Genomic DNA, 20,042 nt, shown 5'->3' on the forward strand with positions numbered 1-20,042 from the left:
TCCATGCGAATCGTCTTTGTCCATCCCAACTACCGCTCCGGCGGTGCGGAAATCGCCGGCAGTTGGCCGCCCGCCTGGGTCGCCTACCTCGCCGGCCACCTGCGCAAGGCCGGCTTCGACGATATCCACTTCATCGACGCGATGACCCACAACCTCGAGGAAGACGAGGTTGTGCGGCGCCTGGTAGAGCTGCAGCCGGACGTCATCGGCACGACGGCCATCACGCCGTCCATCTACATGGCCGAACGGCTCCTCGAGCTTGCCAGGGAGCATGTGCCCCAGGCCCTGCGGGTCCTCGGCGGCATCCACGCGACCTTCATGTTCAAGCAGGTGCTCTCCGAAGCACCCTGGGTTGATGTCATCGTCCGCGGTGAGGGTGAGGAGATCTTCACCCACCTCATGGAGGCGGTGAACCGGGGCGAGTACCTGCAGACCCGGGACCAGATCCGCGGCATTGCCTACCGGGACGGCACCGAGATCGTCGCCACCCCGGCCGCACCGACCATCAAGGACCTGGACGCGCTGGATCCCGACTGGTCGCTCCTTGAGTGGGACGAGTACCGCTACATCCCGCTCAACACCAAGGTGGCCATTCCCAACATGGCCCGCGGCTGCCCCTTCACCTGTTCCTTCTGCTCCCAGTGGAAGTTCTGGCGCGACTACCGCGTGCGCGACCCGATCAAGGTCGTGGACGAGATCGAGAAACTGGTCAACGAGCAGGGCGTGGGCTTCTTCATCCTTGCGGACGAGGAACCCACCATCAACCGCAAGAAGTTCATCCAGTTCTGCGAGGAACTGATTGCCCGGGGCCTGCCGGACAAGGTCAAGTGGGGCATCAACACCCGGGTGACGGACATCCTGCGCGACGAGGAGCTCCTGCCCCTCTACCGCCGGGCCGGGCTGGTGCACGTGAGCCTCGGCACCGAGGCCGCCGCGCAGATGAAGCTCGACCAGTTCAACAAGGAAACGAAGGTCGAGGACAACCGGCGTGCCATCGAGCTCCTGCGCAACGCCGACATCTTCATCGAGGCGCAGTTCATTGTCGGTCTCGACAACGAGACCGCCGAGACCCTCGAGGAAACCTACCGCATGGCCTGGGACTGGCAGCCGGATCTCGCCAACTGGGCGATGTACACACCCTGGCCCTTCACGCCGCTGTTCCAGGACCTCGGCGACAAGGTTGAGGTATTCGACTTCTCGAAGTACAACTTCGTGACGCCGATCATGAAGCCCGAGGCCATGGACCGGGGCGAGCTTCTCGACCGGGTCATGAACAACTACCGCCGCTTCTACATCAAGAAGGCGCTGTTCCACTATCCCTGGCGCGGTACCGGCTTCCGTCGGCGCTACCTCCTCGGCTGTCTCAAGGCCTTTGCCAAGGCCGGCTTCGCCCGCACCTTCTACGACCTGGGCAAGGCCGGCTACTGGGGGCCCCAGTCAAAAGACAAGGTGGATTTCCACTTCGACACCTCGCGGAAGATCGCGAAAGCCCAGCTGGATGACTGGCAGTCCATGCAGGATCGCGCGGCCCAGGCGAGGGCGCGGAAGCAGGCGCAGCAGCCGGATGCCTACGACATGCTGGCGACCGATGCCATGGCCGCGGACAACGTCGTGAAGGCCTGCGGTGGCGGTGAGCAGCAACTGAGCGAGGCGGAGATGGATGCGGCAGGGCGCGCTTGAGGTGGCCGCCCCCCGTGGCGCCGGTGATGCCGGCGCCAGCGGCGCGCGTATCGGGCCGAACAGCGTCCTGCAGCTCGTTCCCGTACTCGATGCCCAGCTGGGTCCGCTCGCCCGGCAGCGGCTGCTCGCCAGTGCGGGGCTGCAGGAACTGCCCCCGGACGACGGGCTCATGCCCGAGGGCCCGGCGGCGCTCCTGCACCAGGAACTCCGGCGCCAGTACCCCGCCGACGCCGGCGAACTCGCCCGCGAGGCCGGCGAGCGTACCGGTGACTATATCATCGCCCACCGCATACCGACCGTCGCCCGGCGCGTGATCCGCAAGATGCCGGCCTGGCTGGGCGCGCCGCTGCTGGCCAGCGCCATCGAGAAGCACGCCTGGACCTTCGCCGGCTCCGGCACCTTCCGCGTGGTCTCCCGACAGCCGCTCGTGTTCGAGCTGCTCGACAACCCCGTGGTGCGCGGCGAACGGGCCGACCGTCCACTCTGCGACTGGCACGCGGCCGTGTTCCAGCGCCTGTTCAACGTGCTCGTGGACAAGCACATGAAGTGTGTCGAGACCCGGTGCTGCGCGATGGGCGCGGAAAGCTGCCGTTTCGAGCTCACCTAGGCTCCCGTCCTGCCCTCGACCGGCGCCGCCCTTGCATTCACCGGCGCGCGACGTATGCTCGCGGGGAAACCAACGCCTCGGGGGCACCGATGGCCAGTGACCGGGACGCCACCTGGCCCTTCCGCTGGGACCTGCTGCTGCGCTACCGCTACATCGAGATCATTGCGCTCTGGGAGGGGCGGCTCACTACGCGCCACCTCTGTGAAACTTTCGGTATCGGCCGGCAACAGGCCAGCAAAGACATCAACAGCTACCGCCGGGACGTGGGTCCCGGGAACCTTCAGTACGATAAGCACCTCAAGGGCTATGTCCCCGCCCCCGCCTTTACCCCCCGGGTGACGGCCGGGCTCGCCGACGAATACCTGCAACTGGCCGCGCGCAACAACGAGCTCGCCAACGTCTTCGAGTCACTGAGCCTGGGCCTCGGTAACATCGAGGTGCTGGAGCTGCCCGTGCGGGATGTGCAGGCGGCAACGCTGCGGCCCATCCTGCAGGCCGCACGGCGGCAGCGGCGCATCGATGTGGACTATGTCTCGGTCAACAATCCGGACCGGGAGGGGCGCATCATCGTGCCCCACACCCTTGTCTACACGGGCCTTCGCTGGCACGTGCGCGCCTGGTGCGAGAAGAACGCCGGCTATCGGGATTTCGTGCTGAGCCGCTTCCGCGGTGAGCCGGACATGATGGACAGTTCCCCGCACGGTGCCGGCGCCGACGATGCCTGGCAGGAACGCGTCCAGCTTCGCCTGTGCCCGGACCCGCGCCTGTCCCCGGCGCAGCAGGCCGTGGTGGCAGCAGACTATGGCATGAGCGACGGCGAGCTCGCCATCGAGACCCGCGGTTGCCTGGTGCCCTACGTGCTGCAGCGGCTGCAGCTCGACCCGGATCGGGAGCCGGCGGCCCCGGCGGCGCAGCAGGTGGTGATCGCGAATCCGGACGCGATGCGCTGCTGGCTCTTCCGGGGCTGAGGGCCATGACCGACCGGCCCACGCTGCGGCAGCTCGAGTACTTCATGGCGGTCGCCCGCTGCGGCAGCCTGCGCCGCGCGGCGGACGAACTCGCCATCAGCCAGCCGACGCTCACGGCGCAGATCGCCCGCGCGGAGGCGACGCTTGGCGTCACGCTCTTCGAGCGTACGCGCAGCGGCGCCCGGCTGACCCCCGCGGGCCGGCGCCTCGAGCCGCACGCGCGGCGGGTACTCGAAGCCGTCGAGGAACTCGCCAGCGCCGCCGATGCGTCCCGCGGCGGGGCCGCGGGGACCTACCGCCTGGGCGTGAAGTCCACGCTGGGGCCATACCTGCTGCCACGCATCCTGCCAAGGCTGCACGAGCGCTACACGGACCTGAAGCTGTACGTCCGTGAGGATTCCGTGCGCCGCCTTGAGGAGGGCCTGGAGCGCGGCGAATACGACATGATCGTGACTGCCCTGCCCATCAACTCGCGGGAAATTCGCGCGGAGACGCTGCTGCGCGAGGATATCCGCCTGGTCATGCCCGTGGACCACCCGCTAGCCCGCAAGCCCCGGCTCACCGGCGCGGACCTCGCGGGGCAGCAGATCCTCACCACCGAGCAGGGGCACCTCTTCTCGCAGCTCGTCGAGCAGGCCTGCGCCCGCCTCGGGGCGGAGCTGCTGCGTGACTACCAGGGGACGAGCCTCGATGCACTGCGGGTCATGGTGGTCATGGGCATGGGGCTGGCGTTCCTGCCCGCCCTGTACATCGCCTCAGAGATCGACGATGACACGGGCCTTGCGGTCCGCGACATCGAGGGTGAAGGGATCGCGCGGATCCTTGTGCTCGCCTGGCGTGGCGGCTCGCCGGCCCGGGCTTTCTATCGGCGCCTCGCGGCGGATATCCGCGAACTGGCGCAGGAGGAAGTCGGCGACGTGGTGCAGGTACTGCAGGGGGACTAGGCGAGCCGGGACACCCGGGACGCAGATCCCTGACGCAGATCCCTAAAGTGCGGCGACCGTTTCCGGAAGACTGCAGCCGGAGAGATGCAGCGCCGGCGGGGCCATGCTGACGGTAAACGGCGCCGCGCGCCCCAGGGCGGAAAGCCCGAGGAGATTGCGCCCTGCGCCCGGCATCACGGCCACCTCGACCGGGCCGATATCGCAGTGCTCGCCGATACGGAACCGCGCCACCTCGTACACTGTCAGTGCCTGCAGGCGGTTGTTCGCGAGGCGCGCCGCAACCCGGCGCACTTCGCGCACCGCGCCACGGGCCTTGAGCCGGTCGAAGAAAGCCTCGCTGACCGTCACCAGGCCGGCCCCCGTATCGACGAGAAAGGAGGCGATTATGCCCCCGGCTTCAGCGTCGACATAGAGGCTACCGCCTGCAGACTGCTCCAGCGGGACCGCCGCGAGGGGCGGGCTGTCCGGGGCACCGCTGTCGGGGGAACCGCTATCCAGCGCCACGTCCAGCCGGGGCGCCGCGCCAGGCTGCGCGAAAGCCGTCACCGGGAGCAAGGCGCTCACTATCAAGGCAAAGCCGTGTTGCAACAGTGTCTTCACGTGGTCATGGCCGCCGTACGTCCTCGTTACGACTGACCACTGCAAGGCCCGAGCCAACTATTAAAAATCTTTATAATCAGTTAGTTAGAAAAATCCTGGCGCTATCGCCATGCACTCTCTGCGGGCATGCGCACAAGCCTGATGCACACTGCACCGCTGGCGATCATCCCAGGGTTTCAGCCCGAAGGCATGTGATAGCTAATTACTATATTAATTACTCAGTATTTATGTCAGGCATTGCCGCCCACTCTGGCATAGTAGGTACCGACGCAATGAGCGAACACCGCCAAGGAGGTGTGTGATGAAGACAACGAAGCTGTTTGCAGCCCTGGTCGCCGGCGCCCTCGGCGGCACCCTCGCCGCCGGCGCCATCGCCGAGGCGCCCGCGACGGGTGAGACGGTTACCGTCTGGGCCGTGGATCACAGCGGCCGCCCGCCCTTCAAGCGCGAGCGCGTGGAAGTCCCGGTCGTCGACACGGCCCGGCTGGAGCTCGCCGACGAGTCCGTCGAGACGGTCACGGTCTGGACCGTCGATCGCAGCGGCAAGCCTCCGTATCAGCGTCGCCGCGAGGAACTCCCGGTGACTGACATCGCCGCGCTGGAAAGCGCACCGGCAGAGGAAGAACCCCTGTTCCGCGGTCGCCCGCCGTTCAAGCGGCACCGCTAACCGAATCCGGCCCGCCCGCGGGCCGAACCGCTCCCTCCCCTCGGCGCTACCACCCTCCTTTGGGTAGCGCCTTTTTTTCGTTCCTGACCCCGGGCTCACCTCGCAACGAAAGCCCGCCTCTCTGCCCTGTCCCACGGGCCTGCCGCGGGCAGACTACTCCTCCCTGAGCAGAAGCCTGCCCGCACTGTCCGAGCCCGCCTCGTCAGCCAGTTCAGGCCGGTGCCCGTAGAGGCGGTAGAACAGCTTGATCCAGAAGGGGGAGAGCAGCGTGGTGTAGGCAATCACGAGGACCATGGCGGCATAGCTGGCGTTGTCGAAGACACCGGCGCTGCGGCCGAGCTCGGCAAAAATGAGCCCGACCTCCCCGCGCGGGACCATCGCCATGCCGATGGCGCTCTTCATCAGCCAGTGCTCCCGCAGCAGCAGGTAGCCGCCAGCGATCTTGCCGGCAATGGCCACAACCGCGAGCGATAGGGAAAAGAGCCAGACAAAGGCCGAGCCCCAGTCAACCTGGCGCAGGTCCAGGGATAAGCCCACGGTCACAAAGAAGATCGGCGTGAACAGCTGCACGATCGGCTTCATGTCACGCTCCACCTCGTCGGCGAAGTGACTGTCGCGGGCGAGGGCCGCGCCGAAGGGAAGGAAGAAGCGCCGGGACAGAGCAAGACCGGCCGCGAAGCCGCCCAGAAGCTCCGGCGCACCGACCGCGTGCGCCATCCAGGCGAAGAGCAGCACGAGCGACACAATCACGGTAGCCACCAGCCCGGGCATGTCCGTGACGCGGCCGTAGCGGCTGATAAGCGCCGACATGGCCTTGGCGGCGACCGGCGCGAGCACGAAGAACAGGCCCACGAAGAGCGCCAGGCGGGACACGTTGGCCAGCGACAGGTCGCCGGAACGGGAGAACTCGTAGAGCAGTGCGAGCAGAAGCACGCCCAGCACATCGTCGATGACCGCGGCGCCGAGTACCACCTGCCCTTCCCGGCTGTCCTGGCGGCCGACATCGCGCAGGATACGCACCGTGACACCGATGCTGGTCGCGGTGAGCGCGCCGCCGACGAAGAGCGACAACAGCACATCGAGGCCGAACACAAAGCGGCAGAGCCCATAGCCGAGGACGAAGGGCATGATGAAACCGCCGAGGGCAGCGACCACGGACTGGCGGCCGGAGCGCGCCAGCCGGTTGATGTCCGTCTCCAGGCCGACCTCGAAGAGCAGGAGGATGATGCCGATCTCCGCGAGCAGGCGGATGATCTCCGTTGCCTCGATCCAGCCGAGCAGACTCGGCCCCAGGACGATGCCGGCCACCAGTTCGCCGATGACCCCCGGGGCCCCGAAGCGCGTCGCGACCTCCGCGGCGAAGCGGGCAGCGACCAGGATGAGGGCGAGCTGGAGGAAGAAAGCGGAGGCTTCCATGCGGCGGACGGCCTTGCGGGAGACACTCGTAAAGTACGCTATCATCACGCGCTCCCGCCACCCTGGAGGAACAGCATGGACATGGCCCGAGCACCGGCCCGGGCGCTGGTCTTTGGCGCCAGCGGCTATATCGGCAGCAACCTCGTACCTTTTCTCGTTCGTGCCGGCGTACCCGTCCGCGCCGCGGCGCGCAGCTACGAGGTACTCGCCGCCCGCGGCTGGTCGGGCGTCGAGCTGGTCCAGGCCGATGCGCTGCAGCCGGCGACCCTGCGGGCAGCGGTCGCGGGCATCGACACGGCCTACTATCTTGTCCATTCCATGGCCGCCGGCAACGCCTTCACCCGCCTCGATCTCGAGGCGGCGGCCAACTTCGCCGCCGCCGCTGCCGATGCCGGCGTGCGCCGCATCATCTACCTGGGCGGGCTACTGCCGGAGGACGCGAGCGGCGCCCACCTCGCCTCCCGCCGCGAAACCGGCGAGGAACTGCGCCGCGGTCCGGTCCCGGTCACGGAGCTGCGCGCGGGGATCATCATCGGCCCGGGCTCCGCCGCCTTCGAAGTGATGCGCGACCTGACCCTTAACCTGCCGGTAATGATCACGCCGCGCTGGGTGCGCGCGAAGTCTCCGCCCATCGCCCTGGACAACCTCCTCGAGTACCTCGTGAGGGTGCCGCACTTTGCGGAAACCGCCGGCGCGATCCTGGACGCTGCCGGCCCCGATTACCTCAGCTACACGGACATGATGCGCCTGGTCGCCGACGTAGCCGGCAAGCCGCGTCCGCGCATCATTCCCGTGCCGCTGCTCACGCCGGGCCTGTCGTCATACTGGCTCGGCCTGACCACCGCCGTTCCCGTCGACATCGCGCGCGCGCTCATCGGCGGGCTGAGACACGACTTTCCCGCCGACGACAGCACCCTGCGTCACCTCGTCCCTCAGCGGCTCCTCGGGGTGCGCGAGGCCATCGAGGCAGCGTTCGCGGCGGAACGGCGACACGCGGTCGCGGCGCGCTGGACCGAGGGGGCCTTCGCTCTGCGCGGCTACCGCCATGACACCGCCTTTTATGCCAAGCGCGCCGGTGGCACCGCTCTCGCCGCCGCGCCGCCGGAGGCACTCTGGGCCCAGCTCATCCGCATTGGCGGCCGCAACCGCTACTACTACATGAACTGGCTCTGGACGCTGCGCGAGCTGGTGGACTGGCTGGTCGGCGGCGCCGGCTTCAGCCGCGGCCGGCGGGACCCCGACAGCCTGCGCCTCGGCGACGTGGTGGATTACTGGACCGTGATCGGTATCGACCCGCCGCGGCACCTGACACTCTACTTCGGCATGAAGGCGCCGGGCGCCGGCGTACTGGAGTTCGAACTCAAGCCGGAGGGCGCCGGCCGGACCCGGCTCACGGTGAACGCCTACTGGCACCCGCGGGGCATCTGGGGCCTGCTCTACTGGTACTCGCTGGTGCCGGCGCACCTGTTCCTGTTCCGCGGCTGGACCCGCGTCATCGCCCGCCGGGCGGAGGCCGCGGGCACCCCCTGAGCCCACTGCCGGGCACCGCGCCTTCCGGTACACTACGGCGCGGACCCGCCTATCGCCGAGGAGGCCCCATGGCCCGCACCCTGTTCTTTGCGCTGCATGCCCTCGCCCTGGTGAGCCTCTACGCCGCCGGCCTCGACAGCCTGCTCACCTGGCTGCTGTTTCTCGCGCTGCTCGGGACCTTTGCCCTCGGCCTTGTCGACCTCGCCCAGACGGAACACAGCCTGCGCCGCAATTTTCCGCTCTTCGCCCGGGCCCGCTGGGTGGCCGAGCACCTGCGCCCCTTCCTGCGCCAGTACCTGCTCGAGTCGGACATGGACGGCGCACCGATCAATCGCATGTTCCGCTCCATCGTTTACCAGCGCGCCAAGGGCGATCTCGATACTGTGCCCTTCGGCACCCGGGTCGATAGCTACCGGGAAGGTTACGAATGGATCGGTCACTCCATCGCCGCGCTCAATCTCAACGACCTCGATCGCAACCCGCGCGTGCGCATCGGCGGCCCGGACTGCGCCCGTCCCTACGACGCCTCCATCCTGAACATTTCCGCGATGAGCTTTGGTGCCCTTTCGGCCAATGCGGTGCGCGCCCTGAACAAGGGCGCACAGCTCGGCGGTTTCTACCATAACACCGGCGAGGGCGGCCTCTCCGACTACCACCGCGCCTACGGCGGCGACCTCACCTGGCAGATCGGTACCGGCTACTTCGGCTGCCGCAACCCGGACGGTGCTTTCTCACCCGAGCGCTTCGCAGACACGGCGGCCCTCGACGCCGTGCGCATGATCGAGGTGAAGCTGTCCCAGGGTGCCAAGCCCGGCCACGGCGGCATCCTGCCGGCAAGCAAGAACGACGAGGTCATCGCGCGCATCCGCGGCGTCGAGCCGCACACCGAGGTGGTGTCGCCCTCCGCCCACACGGCCTTCGACTCGCCGCGGGGACTGCTCGAGTTCCTCGCCCGGCTGCGCACCCTGGCGGGCGGCAAACCGGTCGGCTTCAAGCTCTGCGTCGGCCGGCAGAGCGAGTTTATCGCCATCTGCAAGGCCATGGTGGAGACGGGCATCAAGCCGGACTTCATCACCGTGGACGGCGGCGAGGGCGGCACCGGGGCTGCGCCCCTGGAATACAGCAACTCGGTGGGCATGCCGCTGCGGGATGGCCTGGCCTTCGTGGTCGACTGCCTCATCGGCTTCGGCCTGCGCGATGATATCCGTGTCATCGCCGCCGGCAAGCTGATCACTGCCTTTCAGCTGGCCAAGGCCATGGCCCTGGGCGCGGACCTGTGCAACAGCGCCCGCGGCATGATGCTCGCCCTCGGCTGCGTGCAGTCGCTGGTGTGCAATACCAACCGCTGCCCCACGGGCGTGACCACCCAGGACCCGCGGCTGACCCGCGGCCTCGACGTCGAAGACAAGGGCGAGCGCGTGGCGCGCTACCAGCACGAGACGGTCCAAGCGCTCCTCGACATCGTCTCTTCCGCCGGCCTGCGCTCGCCGGGTGAACTCAACCGCTCGCACATCTACCGGCGCATCGACCCGGAGCGGGTCGCGCGCTACGACGCGCTCTACCCTTATCCCGGTGTCGGCGACTTCCTGCGCCACCCGGCGCAGGGACCCTATGCAGCCTTCATCGAGGAGGCCAGCAGCGACTGTTTCCTGCCGCGCAGCTACGTGTTCGCCGGCGAGGCCTGAGCACGGCACGCTATCCCGCCCTTGCGCTGGATCAAGGTCCTCAGCCGCCCACTGTATTAGCGTTGACTAAGGTATTCTGGCTGGAGGTCCCCATGAACTATCCCAAGCTCACTGCCGCCCTGGCGGCGTCCCTGCTCGCGGCCACCCCGGGCCTGGCCGGCGACGTCGACCCGCGACAGGCCGAGGCCCGCAGCCTGGTCAAGCGCTTCGTCGGCACCGTCAAACCGCTGCTGACCTCGACGATCCAGGAACAGGGCCCCGTTGCCGCCATCGAGGTCTGCGCCGAACGGGCCCCCGCACTCGCGGACCAGCTGAGTGAGGAGACCGGCTGGTCCGTGGGCCGGGTCAGCCTGAAGCCGCGCAACACGGAGCGCGCGCAGCCGGACGCCTGGGAACGGGAGCAGCTGGAGCGCTTCGCCGCCCGCGCGGCGGACGGCGAGCCAGGCCCGATGCTGAACCACGGCGAGGTCGTCGACGGCCGCTACCGCTACATGCAGGCACAACCGGTGGGCGGCGTCTGCCTCGTCTGCCACGGCGAGAGCATCGAGCCGGCGGTGGCCGAGGCGATCAGGCACTACTACCCGGACGATCGGGCCACCGGTTATCAGCTCGGCGAGATCCGCGGCGCCATCACGCTGACGGCACCGCCGGAAAGCACCGGGCCCTGACGTTCAGGGCCCGGCGAGTTCGCGGATGATGATCGACCTGGGGTCCAGGGCGCCGTAGCATGCCTTGACCGGGACGCGCTCGTTGAGGCCGTGGGCGTACATCTCGTCCGGGTTCATGAAGATACCGCTCACGCCCCGGGTGGGTACACCGGCGCTGCGGACATCCATGCCGTCCGTGCCGCCGGACTCCATGCAGGTGATCAGGTCGAGGCCCGGGTAGCGGCTGTGCACGGCCTTGGTGACGACAGCCAGCACCTCTCGCCGAGTTCACCGCCGAGCTTCTCGCCCACCTTCTGGGAGTAGGCCTGGTCCTTTCCGTCCAGCGAACCGGCAAGCGATGCACCTTGATGGACTCCTCTCTCAGGCGAAGAAAAGTGTGGGTCAGCTGCGCCACGCCGAACCTGTTGTCGATGGTGCCGCGCGACGCTGTGGCGCAGGGTCGCCATTCCGGTACACTGCGGCAAAGCATAACAGTAACGAGACGAGGAGCACCCATGCGCCGCATTGACCTGACCAGTGCCGGCTTTCTCCTCCTGGAGAAGCGCGAGACCCCCATGCACGTGGGCGGCATCAACCTGTTCACCCTGCCCGACGGGGCCGCGGAGCACGAGTTCCTCGGCGATCTCCGGGAACTGCTGCGCAGCACCACGGCGTTCCGCAAGCCCTTCGGGGAGTACGTCGTCACCGGCAAGACCGGACTCTACTGGGAGAAGGACGAGCATATCGATCTCGACTACCACGTGCGTCACTCGGCGCTGCCAGCGCCGGGCCGCTACCGGGAACTCTTCGCCCTCGCCTCGCGCCTGCACACCACCCTCCTCGACCGGACCCGCCCGCTCTGGGAGCTGCACCTGATCGAGGGCCTGCAGAATCGCCAGTTCGCCGTGTACAACAAGATCCACCACGCGGCCATCGACGGTGTCGGCGCCATGCACCTCACCCGTAGCATGTGCTCCGAGGACCCGGAAGAGCGCATCGATTATGGCCCCTTCTCTCTCGAGGCCTACGAGATCTACAAGGAGATGCGCTTTGGCGCGCGGAAGAAACCCGTGCCGCCCAGGCAGTCCGAGCTGCGCAACGTGGTCGACGCCATCAAGCACCAGTACGACTCCTCCATGCACCTGGTGACCGCCATGCGCCGCTTCGGCGCCGCTTTCATCGGCCGCGGCGGCAACCTCGCCGTACCATGGCACAACGTCCCCAAGACCACCCTGAATACCAGGGTTTCGGGAGCGCGCCGCTTCGTGGCGCAGTCCTTTGATTTCCAACGGGTGCGGGCCGTGAGCAGGGCCCTGGACGCAACGGTGAACGACGTGGTCCTGGCCATGTGCTCCGGCGCACTGCGCCGCTACCTGCTGACCCGCGACGAACTCCCCCGGCACTCGCTCAAGGCCATGGCGCCGGTATCGCTGCGCGACGAGACGGACCTCGACTCGACCAACGCCGTGGGCTTCATCACCGCGGACCTCGCCACCAACGTCTACGACCCGGAGAAACGCCTGCGCACGATCCAGGACTCCATGCGCGCAGGCAAGGACCTGCTGCGCTCCCTGTCCTCGCGCGAGGCGGCCCTGTTCATGCAACTGACCCAGGTGCCCGCACTGCTGACCTCCGTCCTCGGCCTGGCCTCCCGCTACCCGGCCTTCAGCACCGTGGTCTCCAACGTCCCGGGGCCGCGAGAGCGCCTGTACTGGAACGGCGCCCGGCTCGATGGCATCTACCCCGCCTCCATCGTCTTCGACGGCTTCGCCATGAACATCACCATGGTCAGTTATGTCGACAAGCTGGACTTCGGCATTGTCGCCTGCCGCCGCTCCCTGCCGCAGGTGCAGCGCATGATCGATCACCTCGAGGAAGCCCTCGCAGAGCTCGAGGCGGTGGCAGGTACCGCTCCGGCAGCGACGCGCAGCCGGACGACGCAGGGCCGCGGGCCCAGGCGACCGGCCCGCCAGGCCAGCGTCATCAAGCCCAAGCTCGCTGCCAGCGACAAGGCACCCGCAAAATCCCGGTCAGCGGCGAGCGGGAAAGCCGTGCCGAAGAAGGCTCCCTCGAAGAAGGCTCCCTCGAAGAAGGCCTCTTCGAAAAGGGCGTCTCCGAAAAACGCCCCCGCGAAAAAAGCCCCTTCGAAAAAAGCCCCTTCGAAAAAAGCCGCAGCGAAAAAGGCCATAGCGAAAAAAGCGTCTCCGAAGAAAGCAACGCCGGGCAAGGCAAGGCGCGAGAGGGCCGCGAGCAAGCGCAGCGCCGGGGCCGGCCGCTGAAGCGCCAGCCAGATCCACATTGAAACCGGGGAACCAGCCCTGGCTGTTAAGGTGATTTCCCGCCGCTGAGGCGCTGTACGACGGCCACGACCGCGAGCACCAGGAAACCCGCGAGGACACCGACAAGGGCGCCTGCCAGGACCGGTCCGGCCAGTTCGCCGACGGGCCCGAAGCGCGCCGCAGCCGCGGCGACGGCTTGCTCCAGGGCGTGGGCGCTGTGCAGCAGGATGCCGCCGCCGACCATGAACATGGCAGCGGTGCCCACCACGCCCAGCGCCCGCATGAGCCAGGGCGCAAAGGCCAGCAGACCCCTCCCCAGGAACTGCAGGGGCGCGGACTCGCGCTCCGCCAGGTGGAGGCCTGCGTCATCGAGCTTGACGATTCCCGCCACCAGGCCGTAGACGCCCACCGTCATGATCAGTGCAATGGCAGAGAGCACACCGACCTGCGTCGCCAGGGCTTCGCCGGCTACGATGCCGAGCGTGATGACGATGATCTCGGCAGAGAGAATGAAATCCGTACGCACCGCGCCGCGAATCTTCTCCCGCTCGACCTCCCGCGGGTCCGCCACCGGATCCGCCAGACGCTCGATGCGCTTCCGGTGGGCCTGTGCCCTGCTTTCCCGCGAGACCGACACGGCGTGCCAGAGCTTCTCGCTGCCCTCGTAGCACAGGAACAGTCCCCCGCAGACCAGAAGCGGCGCGATCGCCCAGGGCGCGACGGTAGCGAGGGCCATGGCCGCTGGCACCAGGATCACCTTGTTGCGCAGGGAACGCACGGCGACGGCCCAGACCACGGGAAGCTCCCGGTCCGCACGCACGCCGGTGACCTTCTCCGCGTTGACCGCGAGGTCGTCGCCGAGCACCCCGGCGGTCTTCTTCGCGGCCACCTTGGACATGACAGAGACGTCGTCCAGAATCGCGGCGATATCGTCGAGAAGAACGAGAAGACTACTGCCGGCCACGGCGCTGCCTCAGCCGCGCCGCGGCGCCGGGAGCATGTTCGAGCGGGGATAGCGCGGACGCTTGCCCGTCGCGAGGTAGCGCTGGATCGCCTCCTGCGAGCGCAGGGCCACGGCTTTCTTGCGCCGGGCGACAAACTCGTTTTTCTGCAGCGGATCGATGATCCGCGCCTTCTGGTTGTCGTGCCACTGGATGTCGAGGACATCCTGCAGCACGCGCTGCGCATCGGCATCAAAGATGGGGACGAGTACTTCCACGCGATAATCGAGGTTGCGGGTCATCAAGTCCGCGGACCCGATGAAGTAGCGCGGCTTGCCGCGGTTGTAGAATACATAGCTTCGCGGATGCTCGAGGTAGCGATCGACGATGCTGATGCCCTCGATGTTGTCCGAGCGCCCGGGCACGCCCGGCAGCAGGGAGCACATGCCGCGGATGATCAGGCGCACCTCCACCCCGGCTTCGCTCGCCTCGTAGAGTTTCAGCGACAGCTGCTTGTCGACGAGGTTGTTGCACTTCAGGGTGATCGCCGCCCGATGTCCCTTGCGGGCATTGCGGATCTCCGCCTCGATCATCTCGATGATCGCCGGACGGGTCGAGTGCGGCGACACGAGCAGCAATCGATACTCGGGCCGCTTGTAGGTGTATTTGAGAAAGTCGAAGACGTTGGCGACATCCTCGCCGATGGTCTGGTCGTAGGTGAGCAGCGTGAAGTCCGTGTATAGCCGCGCCGTCTTCTCGTTGAAGTTGCCGGTGCCGATGTGGCTGTAGTAGCGAAGACCGCCCTGCTCCCGGCGCTCGATAAGCAGCAGCTTGCTGTGCACTTTCAGGCCCGGGATGCCGAAGATGACCTCGATGCCGCCCTCCGTGAGGCGCTGGGCCCAGTTGATGTTCGCCGCCTCGTCGAAGCGCGCGGCCAGCTCGACCACTGCGCGCACGCGCTTGCCGTTGGCGACGGCGTTGAGCAGCGCATCGACCACACGGGACTCGCTGGCCACCCGGTAAAGGCAGATCTTGATGGATTCCACCGCCGGGTCCAGGGCTGCCGTCTTGAGCAGGTCGATCACGTAATCAAAGGGGTGGTAGGGGTAGTAGAGCAGGATGTCCTGCTCGCGGATATTCTCGAAAATACTGTTGGCTGCGTCGAGTTCGGGCACACGCACCGTCGGCAGGGGCTTCAGCTCGAGATACTTCGGCCCCACCCGGGGGAAGCTCATGAAGTCCTTGGAATTGTGATAACGGCCGCCGGGGATGAGGCTGTCGTATTTACCGAGGTCGAACCGGGCGACCAGGAAGTCGAGCAGGTGCCGGGGCATGTCGCCGTCATAGACGAAGCGGACCGGATCTGCCCGCTGGCGCTGCTTGAGGCTCGTGGCCATCTTCTCGATAAGGCTCTCGGTGATACCTGCATCGAGCTCGATCTCCGCGTCCCGGGAAAACTTGAAACAGTACGCGGAGGACTCCTCGATCGGCAGGATGCCGCGGAACATCTGCGGCAGGCAGGCGCGGATCACGTTGTCGAGGGCAATGAACACCCGGCCGCTCTTGCCCTTGCGCCGCGGAATCTCGACGAAGCGGTTGAGCCGGTCCGTCGGCACTTCCACCACCGCATAGGTATGCCTGTCCGCGGCGACGAGGTCGATGGCGAGATAGAGAGACTCGTCGTTGAGCACCGGAATCGCCTGCCCCTCGTAGAAGAGAATCGGGTCGAGCTCCGGCAGCACCGTGGTCGTGAAGTAACTCTGCACGAACTCGGCCTGGTTGGGCTCCAGCTGGCGCTCGTTGATCATGTAGATGCGCCGGCGCTGCAGGGCTTTCATGACCTCGTTGTAGACGCGCTCGAAGTCACGCTGGGAAGCGACCACCGAGTCCTGGATTGCCGTGAGCAGGTCCTTGGCCTGCTGCCGTGTATTGCCCCGGGAGACGGAAATGAGCCGGCGCACCTCGGCCACGCGCACACGGAAGAACTCGTCGAGGTTGTTCGAAAAGATACCGAGGTAGCGGAGGCGCTGGATCTCCGGCACTGTGGGGTCGGCGGCCTCCTGCAGCACCCGGTCGTTGAAGCGCAGCCAGGACAACTCCCGCGGCATGAAGAGCTTTTCGTCGAGGTCCGCAAGGCGCGGCTGGATGGGGCTGGTCATGGTGCTCCTGTGCTGCTGCCACCGGGCCAGTCCCGGCTTCGTGCCCCAATATGACAGGAACGGCGCGGCCCTTCCACCGCGCCCCCGGGAGGCCGGGTTCAGGTACCTGGCTTCAGGGCGACCACGTCCGTATTCAGGGTCTGAAGCACTGCCTCGGCGGTATTGCCGAGGAGCTTGGCCTTGACGCCGGTGCGGCCGACGGTACCCATGACCACCAGCTGCGCGCGCGAGCGGGCTGCCTCGGAGGTGATCACCTTGGCCACGGGACCACGCTTTGTGCGGAAAGCCTTCTCGGGGATGCCGTGCTTCTCGGCGAGCTTGCTGATGCGCGGCAGCATCGCCTCCCGCTGCTCTTTTGCGTAGCTGTCCGGATCGACGATATCGAGGTCCGCCAGCAGCGTGGGAATCTCGATCGCGGCGATGATGCGCAGTTCCACACCCAGGGCGTCGGCGTAAGCCTTGGCGCGGGCGAGCACAGCGTCGTTGAGCTCCTGCTTGGTGCGCGAGCGCGTACCGAGGTCGAGGGTAGCGAGCACCGGCTTGGTGCGGCTCCACTGCTTCTCGGCCGCGATGAGCACCGGTGCCGGGCATTCCCGGAGCAGGTGCCAGTCCGTCGAGGTGTAGGTGAAGGTGCCGCTGCGGTTGCCGGTCTTGACCACGAGATCGTATTTGCCGCCGGCGCAACGCTTGCTGATCCACTCGTGAATATCTTTCATCCACACCACGCGCAGGGACACGTCCTGCCCGGGCCGGGCGTGGCTGTCGATGCGTTCACGCAGGGCCAGTTCGCGCTGATCGAGAAGCTGGCGCTTGAGTTTCTCCTGCTGCGCCTTGTCACCGGTGAGGCGGCGCAGGGAGGCATACGTGAAGGCGACCACGTCGACCCTGTGGCCCAGCTTGTGGGCGAGCTCCAGGCCCCGCGGCGTGGCGACACACCTGTCGTCAAGGTCGGCAATAACCAGCAGCTTTCCCATGGTGACTTCGTCCGGATGATGTGCCCCCATTATAGGCAGCGCAAACGCTGTGGCCAGCCTCAGCGGTCCGCGCGGGCGAGGAAATCGACCACGCGCTGCGCCGCCTGCGCCGGGTGCTCCAGGGGGAACAGGTGTCCGCCGGGGCAGCCGTGCAGCTCCGCCCCGGGCTGCAGCCGCGCCCAGCGCAGGAACATCGCCTTCGTGAGCGTGTCGGAATGCTCCCCGCGCAGGCCCAGGGTGGGCAGGCGCAGGCGCGCAAGCCGCGGCCAGACGAGCGGCGCGCTGGCGTAGATCGCAGCCTCCCAGGCCGCCGGAAAGGCCAGTTCGACACCACCACCCGCCGCAGGCCTGCAGCTCGCGGCCACGTAGTCGGCGAGGACCTGGTCGTCGAACGCGCGAAAGGCCCGCTTGCCGCGGTAGAAGGCAAAGGCCTCGTTCTCGTCTGCGAAATGCTGCGGCCGCGCCAGGGTACGGCGGATCATGGGCATGCGCTGGAGACGTCGCCGAGGCGTCAGGCGTGTAGCCAGCACGAAGCGCGCGGGCAGGAAAACCGGATCCAGGAGCATCAGACCGCGAAAGCGCTCCGGCGAACGGCCGGCGGCCAGGAGACCGATGGTCCCGCCCATGCTGTGGCCGAGGAGCCAGGGCCGCTCGAGCCCGCTGGTCTCGAGCGCGGCGAGGAGGTCTTCGGCGAAGGAGGCCCAGCGCAGCCGTCCCGCGGGCGGTTCCGGAGCGCCCCAGAGCGGCCGGTGGCGCACAGCGACTACCCGACAGCTGCCCGTCAGCCGGTGCAGAAACTGCCGGTAGCTCGCCGGCGGGTAACCGTTGGCGTGCGCGAAGAGCACCGGTGTCCCCTCCCCGCCGAAATCCTCGATGCGCTCGTCCATGCTCCCTCCCCGCGGTCGCTCCAAGGGTACTCGAAGCGCGACCGGGGAGGCAGCCCTCGAAATCGCCCCGCAGCTGCGTATACTGCCGCGACGTCCCCGCACCCCGTGCCACGACCGCAAGGAGACCACCATGGCTATGGAAACGCTCGCCGCCAGCCGCTGTTTCGACGGAGAGCAGCTGCGCCTGCGCCACGCCTCCACTGCCCTCGACTGCAGCATGACCTTTTCCGTCTACCTGCCGCCGCAGGCAACCGCCGGGCCGGTGCCGGTGCTGTACTGGCTCTCCGGCCTCACCTGCACGGACGAGAACTTCATCACCAAGGCCGGCGCCCAGCGCTACGCCGCCGAGGCCGGCATCGCCCTCGTCGCGCCGGACACCAGCCCCCGCGGGGACGGCGTACCGGACGACCCCGAGGGCGCCTGGGACTTCGGCCTGGGTGCGGGCTTTTACGTCAACGCCACCGAGGCGCCTTGGCGCGATCACTACCACATGTACGACTATGTCGTGCACGAACTGCCCGCGCTGGTGACCGCCGAGTTCCCGCTGCGCGAGGGCCCGGCGGCCGTCGCCGGCCACTCCATGGGCGGCCACGGCGCGCTGGTGACGGGCCTGCGCAACCCGGAGCGCTACACGAGCATTTCCGCCTTCGCGCCGATCTGCGCTCCCTCCCGGTGCCCCTGGGGACAGAAGGCCCTCGGCCACTACCTGGGCGAAGACCCGGCGCAGTGGCGCCACTGGGATGCAGAAGCGCTGCTCCGCGACGGCGCCCGGGCGCAGCCGCTACTCGTGGACCAGGGCGAGGCCGATGGCTTCCTGGCGGAGCAGCTGATGCCGGAACGCCTGGAGGCGGTCTGCGCCGACACCGGCGTCGAGGCGACCCTGCGCCGGCAGCCGGGCTACGACCACAGCTATTACTTCATCGCCAGCTTCATCGGCCAACACATCGCCTTTCACGCAGAGCGGCTGGCAGCGGTCTGAGGCGTGCAGAGTTACTGGCACGTGGGATAAAGCAGCCAGGCCCACTCGCGGGGACGGAACGGCTGCCAGTCGCCCGCGGGCTGAGCGAGACGCTCGGCGACGAGGAACCAGATCGCCGGGTTCAGGGTCATGCCGCAATGGCTGCCGCGTACCTGGATGCTCTGCGCCTGCGGGTGCGCCGCGTCCGCCACCTGCCGCGCGGTGCGCCAGTTGCAGATGCCGTCTCCCTTGGAATAGATCGCCGTTGTGGGCACCGGCGGCGCCGTCGGTAACACGGTTTCCGGGATCGGCAGGTCGTCCCGCGGGTTCAGGCTGGCGAAGAGCCGCGCCGGGTAGGAACCGGTCCAGCGCCCTTCGCCGAAGGGGCTGCCCAGAGAGATCACCTGGCGCACCCGCGCCGGCAGCTCGCGCGCCAGCTCCCGGGCGAAGATGCCGCCGAGGCTGTGCCCCACCAGGGAGATCGGCCCGCCGTAGCGCGAGGCCAGGAACTCCACCCGCTCGACCAGTGCCTCCAGGACACCCTCGCGGGGCCCGAGGTTGCGGCCCTGGGCCCAGCCGTGCACCGCATAGCCCTTGCGCGCCAGGAACCGGCGCAAGGCGGCGTTATAGCCGTCGGAGCCCAGGAAACCCGGCAGGATCATCACCGGGTGGCCGTCGCCCTCGGGGGCACTGGCCAGCAGCCCGCGGGCGAGGCGCAGAGACAGCACCTCGAGCACCACGCGGTGCGCCTCGGTAAGCGCCAGCAGCGGATGGGGCGGCGGGATATTGGTGTCGACGGGGGGCCGGTACCGGTCCTCGACCGGCGTGGCCCCGGCAAGCGCCTGATTCAGCCTGGACCTCCTGCACGGTGTGCGGGGCGCTTCTTGCGGGAAGCGGAATATCGTTATACAGGAAGAGCATAGCGCACGGCGGCCGCCCGGGAAAGAGAGACCGGGGAGAGTGTTAGCCCAAAGCAGTAATGTCCCCTCTGCCCAATTTTAAAATGTCCCCTTTTTGGTTTTTGGAGGGGCATGGTGACGGAGCGCATTACCATGAGCAGGCGGGAGGTGGATCGGCTGGGTGTGATTCAGGCTGTAGCA

At 67.7% G+C, this 20,042-nt stretch carries 18 protein-coding genes; 10 read left to right on the top strand and 8 right to left on the bottom strand.

The window, feature by feature from the left end:
* Positions 1-3: 3 nt before the first annotated feature.
* The 4 genes from bchE (at position 4) to ACX93N_RS12775 (ending at position 4,199) form a co-directional block, all read left to right on the top strand.
* A complete protein-coding gene (gene bchE / locus ACX93N_RS12760; protein WP_459428813.1) occupies positions 4-1,680 on the top strand; it encodes a magnesium-protoporphyrin IX monomethyl ester anaerobic oxidative cyclase in 1,677 nt (558 codons plus the stop codon).
* A gap of 1 nt (position 1,681) precedes the next feature.
* Positions 1,682-2,287, top strand: coding sequence for a bacteriochlorophyll 4-vinyl reductase (gene bchJ, locus ACX93N_RS12765; RefSeq protein ID WP_459428814.1), 606 nt, complete (start codon positions 1,682-1,684; stop codon positions 2,285-2,287).
* A gap of 89 nt (positions 2,288-2,376) precedes the next feature.
* Positions 2,377-3,255 carry a WYL domain-containing protein gene (locus tag ACX93N_RS12770; RefSeq protein ID WP_459428815.1) on the top strand — a complete coding sequence of 293 codons (879 nt, stop codon included), beginning with the start codon at positions 2,377-2,379 and terminating at the stop codon, positions 3,253-3,255.
* Positions 3,256-3,260: 5 nt separating this feature from the next.
* Entirely contained in the window at positions 3,261-4,199 is a 939-nt protein-coding gene (locus ACX93N_RS12775; RefSeq protein WP_459428816.1) for a hydrogen peroxide-inducible genes activator, read from the top strand.
* Between the two features lie 42 nt (positions 4,200-4,241).
* On the opposite strand, the gene ACX93N_RS12780 is transcribed toward ACX93N_RS12775, so the two are convergent.
* Positions 4,242-4,763 carry a retroviral-like aspartic protease family protein gene (locus tag ACX93N_RS12780; protein WP_459428817.1) on the bottom strand — a complete coding sequence of 174 codons (522 nt, stop codon included), beginning with the start codon at positions 4,761-4,763 and terminating at the stop codon, positions 4,242-4,244.
* A 337-nt stretch (positions 4,764-5,100) separates the two neighbouring features.
* Here ACX93N_RS12780 and ACX93N_RS12785 point away from each other — a divergent pair, with 337 nt between their 5' ends.
* A complete protein-coding gene (locus ACX93N_RS12785; RefSeq protein ID WP_459428818.1) occupies positions 5,101-5,466 on the top strand; it encodes a hypothetical protein in 366 nt (121 codons plus the stop codon).
* A 153-nt stretch (positions 5,467-5,619) separates the two neighbouring features.
* Here ACX93N_RS12785 and ACX93N_RS12790 read toward each other — a convergent pair whose 3' ends face one another.
* Entirely contained in the window at positions 5,620-6,927 is a 1,308-nt protein-coding gene (locus ACX93N_RS12790; RefSeq protein WP_459428819.1) for a cation:proton antiporter, read from the bottom strand.
* A gap of 30 nt (positions 6,928-6,957) precedes the next feature.
* Here ACX93N_RS12790 and ACX93N_RS12795 point away from each other — a divergent pair, with 30 nt between their 5' ends.
* The 3 genes from ACX93N_RS12795 to ACX93N_RS12805 all read left to right on the top strand — a co-directional run bounded on the left by ACX93N_RS12795 (position 6,958) and on the right by ACX93N_RS12805 (position 10,765).
* Complete coding sequence (locus ACX93N_RS12795) at positions 6,958-8,412, top strand: DUF2867 domain-containing protein (RefSeq protein ID WP_459428820.1); 1,455 nt, start codon at positions 6,958-6,960, stop codon at positions 8,410-8,412.
* Positions 8,413-8,480: 68 nt separating this feature from the next.
* A complete protein-coding gene (locus ACX93N_RS12800; RefSeq protein WP_459428821.1) occupies positions 8,481-10,097 on the top strand; it encodes an FMN-binding glutamate synthase family protein in 1,617 nt (538 codons plus the stop codon).
* A 92-nt stretch (positions 10,098-10,189) separates the two neighbouring features.
* Entirely contained in the window at positions 10,190-10,765 is a 576-nt protein-coding gene (locus tag ACX93N_RS12805) for a Tll0287-like domain-containing protein (RefSeq protein WP_459428822.1), read from the top strand.
* 3 nt (positions 10,766-10,768) lie between these two features.
* Here the strand turns inward: ACX93N_RS12805 and ACX93N_RS12810 are convergent, their stop codons facing one another.
* A complete protein-coding gene (locus ACX93N_RS12810) occupies positions 10,769-11,020 on the bottom strand; it encodes a hypothetical protein (RefSeq protein WP_459428823.1) in 252 nt (83 codons plus the stop codon).
* A 239-nt stretch (positions 11,021-11,259) separates the two neighbouring features.
* On the opposite strand from ACX93N_RS12810, the gene ACX93N_RS12815 reads away from it, so the two are divergent.
* On the top strand, positions 11,260-13,023 hold the full coding sequence (locus ACX93N_RS12815; protein WP_459428824.1) for a WS/DGAT/MGAT family O-acyltransferase: 1,764 nt from the start codon (positions 11,260-11,262) through the stop codon (positions 13,021-13,023).
* Between the two features lie 46 nt (positions 13,024-13,069).
* On the opposite strand, the gene ACX93N_RS12820 is transcribed toward ACX93N_RS12815, so the two are convergent.
* From ACX93N_RS12820 to ACX93N_RS12835, 4 genes are all read right to left on the bottom strand, one after another.
* On the bottom strand, positions 13,070-13,987 hold the full coding sequence (locus ACX93N_RS12820) for a DUF808 domain-containing protein (protein ID WP_459428825.1): 918 nt from the start codon (positions 13,985-13,987) through the stop codon (positions 13,070-13,072).
* A 9-nt stretch (positions 13,988-13,996) separates the two neighbouring features.
* Positions 13,997-16,123: a polyphosphate kinase 1 gene (gene ppk1 / locus ACX93N_RS12825; protein ID WP_459428826.1), complete on the bottom strand. Its 2,127-nt coding sequence runs from the start codon at positions 16,121-16,123 to the stop codon at positions 13,997-13,999.
* Between the two features lie 98 nt (positions 16,124-16,221).
* Positions 16,222-17,097 (bottom strand): universal stress protein, encoded by an 876-nt coding sequence (locus ACX93N_RS12830; RefSeq protein ID WP_459428827.1) that lies wholly within the window; start codon positions 17,095-17,097, stop codon positions 16,222-16,224.
* A 59-nt stretch (positions 17,098-17,156) separates the two neighbouring features.
* On the bottom strand, positions 17,157-17,984 hold the full coding sequence (locus tag ACX93N_RS12835) for an alpha/beta fold hydrolase (RefSeq protein WP_459428828.1): 828 nt from the start codon (positions 17,982-17,984) through the stop codon (positions 17,157-17,159).
* 136 nt (positions 17,985-18,120) lie between these two features.
* On the opposite strand from ACX93N_RS12835, the gene fghA reads away from it, so the two are divergent.
* Complete coding sequence (fghA, locus tag ACX93N_RS12840; protein ID WP_459428830.1) at positions 18,121-18,963, top strand: S-formylglutathione hydrolase; 843 nt, start codon at positions 18,121-18,123, stop codon at positions 18,961-18,963.
* Between the two features lie 11 nt (positions 18,964-18,974).
* Here fghA and ACX93N_RS12845 read toward each other — a convergent pair whose 3' ends face one another.
* Positions 18,975-19,682, bottom strand: coding sequence for an alpha/beta hydrolase (locus ACX93N_RS12845; RefSeq protein WP_459428829.1), 708 nt, complete (start codon positions 19,680-19,682; stop codon positions 18,975-18,977).
* Positions 19,683-20,042 lie beyond the last annotated feature (360 nt).

Source organism: Pseudohaliea sp. (assembly GCF_054552115.1).

What these genes read in the sequence shown, in the direction of transcription:
- bchE (WP_459428813.1), top strand. Translation starts at nt 4, where the DNA reads ATGCGAATCGTCTTTGTCCATCCCAACTACCGCTCCGGCGGTGCGGAA.
- ACX93N_RS12770 (WP_459428815.1), top strand. Translation starts at nt 2,377, where the DNA reads ATGGCCAGTGACCGGGACGCCACCTGGCCCTTCCGCTGGGACCTGCTG.
- ACX93N_RS12775 (WP_459428816.1), top strand. Translation starts at nt 3,261, where the DNA reads ATGACCGACCGGCCCACGCTGCGGCAGCTCGAGTACTTCATGGCGGTC.
- ACX93N_RS12785 (WP_459428818.1), top strand. Translation starts at nt 5,101, where the DNA reads ATGAAGACAACGAAGCTGTTTGCAGCCCTGGTCGCCGGCGCCCTCGGC.
- ACX93N_RS12790 (WP_459428819.1), bottom strand. Translation starts at nt 6,927, where the DNA reads ATGATAGCGTACTTTACGAGTGTCTCCCGCAAGGCCGTCCGCCGCATG.
- ACX93N_RS12795 (WP_459428820.1), top strand. Translation starts at nt 6,958, where the DNA reads ATGGACATGGCCCGAGCACCGGCCCGGGCGCTGGTCTTTGGCGCCAGC.
- ACX93N_RS12800 (WP_459428821.1), top strand. Translation starts at nt 8,481, where the DNA reads ATGGCCCGCACCCTGTTCTTTGCGCTGCATGCCCTCGCCCTGGTGAGC.
- ACX93N_RS12805 (WP_459428822.1), top strand. Translation starts at nt 10,190, where the DNA reads ATGAACTATCCCAAGCTCACTGCCGCCCTGGCGGCGTCCCTGCTCGCG.
- ACX93N_RS12815 (WP_459428824.1), top strand. Translation starts at nt 11,260, where the DNA reads ATGCGCCGCATTGACCTGACCAGTGCCGGCTTTCTCCTCCTGGAGAAG.
- ppk1 (WP_459428826.1), bottom strand. Translation starts at nt 16,123, where the DNA reads ATGACCAGCCCCATCCAGCCGCGCCTTGCGGACCTCGACGAAAAGCTC.
- ACX93N_RS12830 (WP_459428827.1), bottom strand. Translation starts at nt 17,097, where the DNA reads ATGGGAAAGCTGCTGGTTATTGCCGACCTTGACGACAGGTGTGTCGCC.
- ACX93N_RS12835 (WP_459428828.1), bottom strand. Translation starts at nt 17,984, where the DNA reads ATGGACGAGCGCATCGAGGATTTCGGCGGGGAGGGGACACCGGTGCTC.
- fghA (WP_459428830.1), top strand. Translation starts at nt 18,121, where the DNA reads ATGGAAACGCTCGCCGCCAGCCGCTGTTTCGACGGAGAGCAGCTGCGC.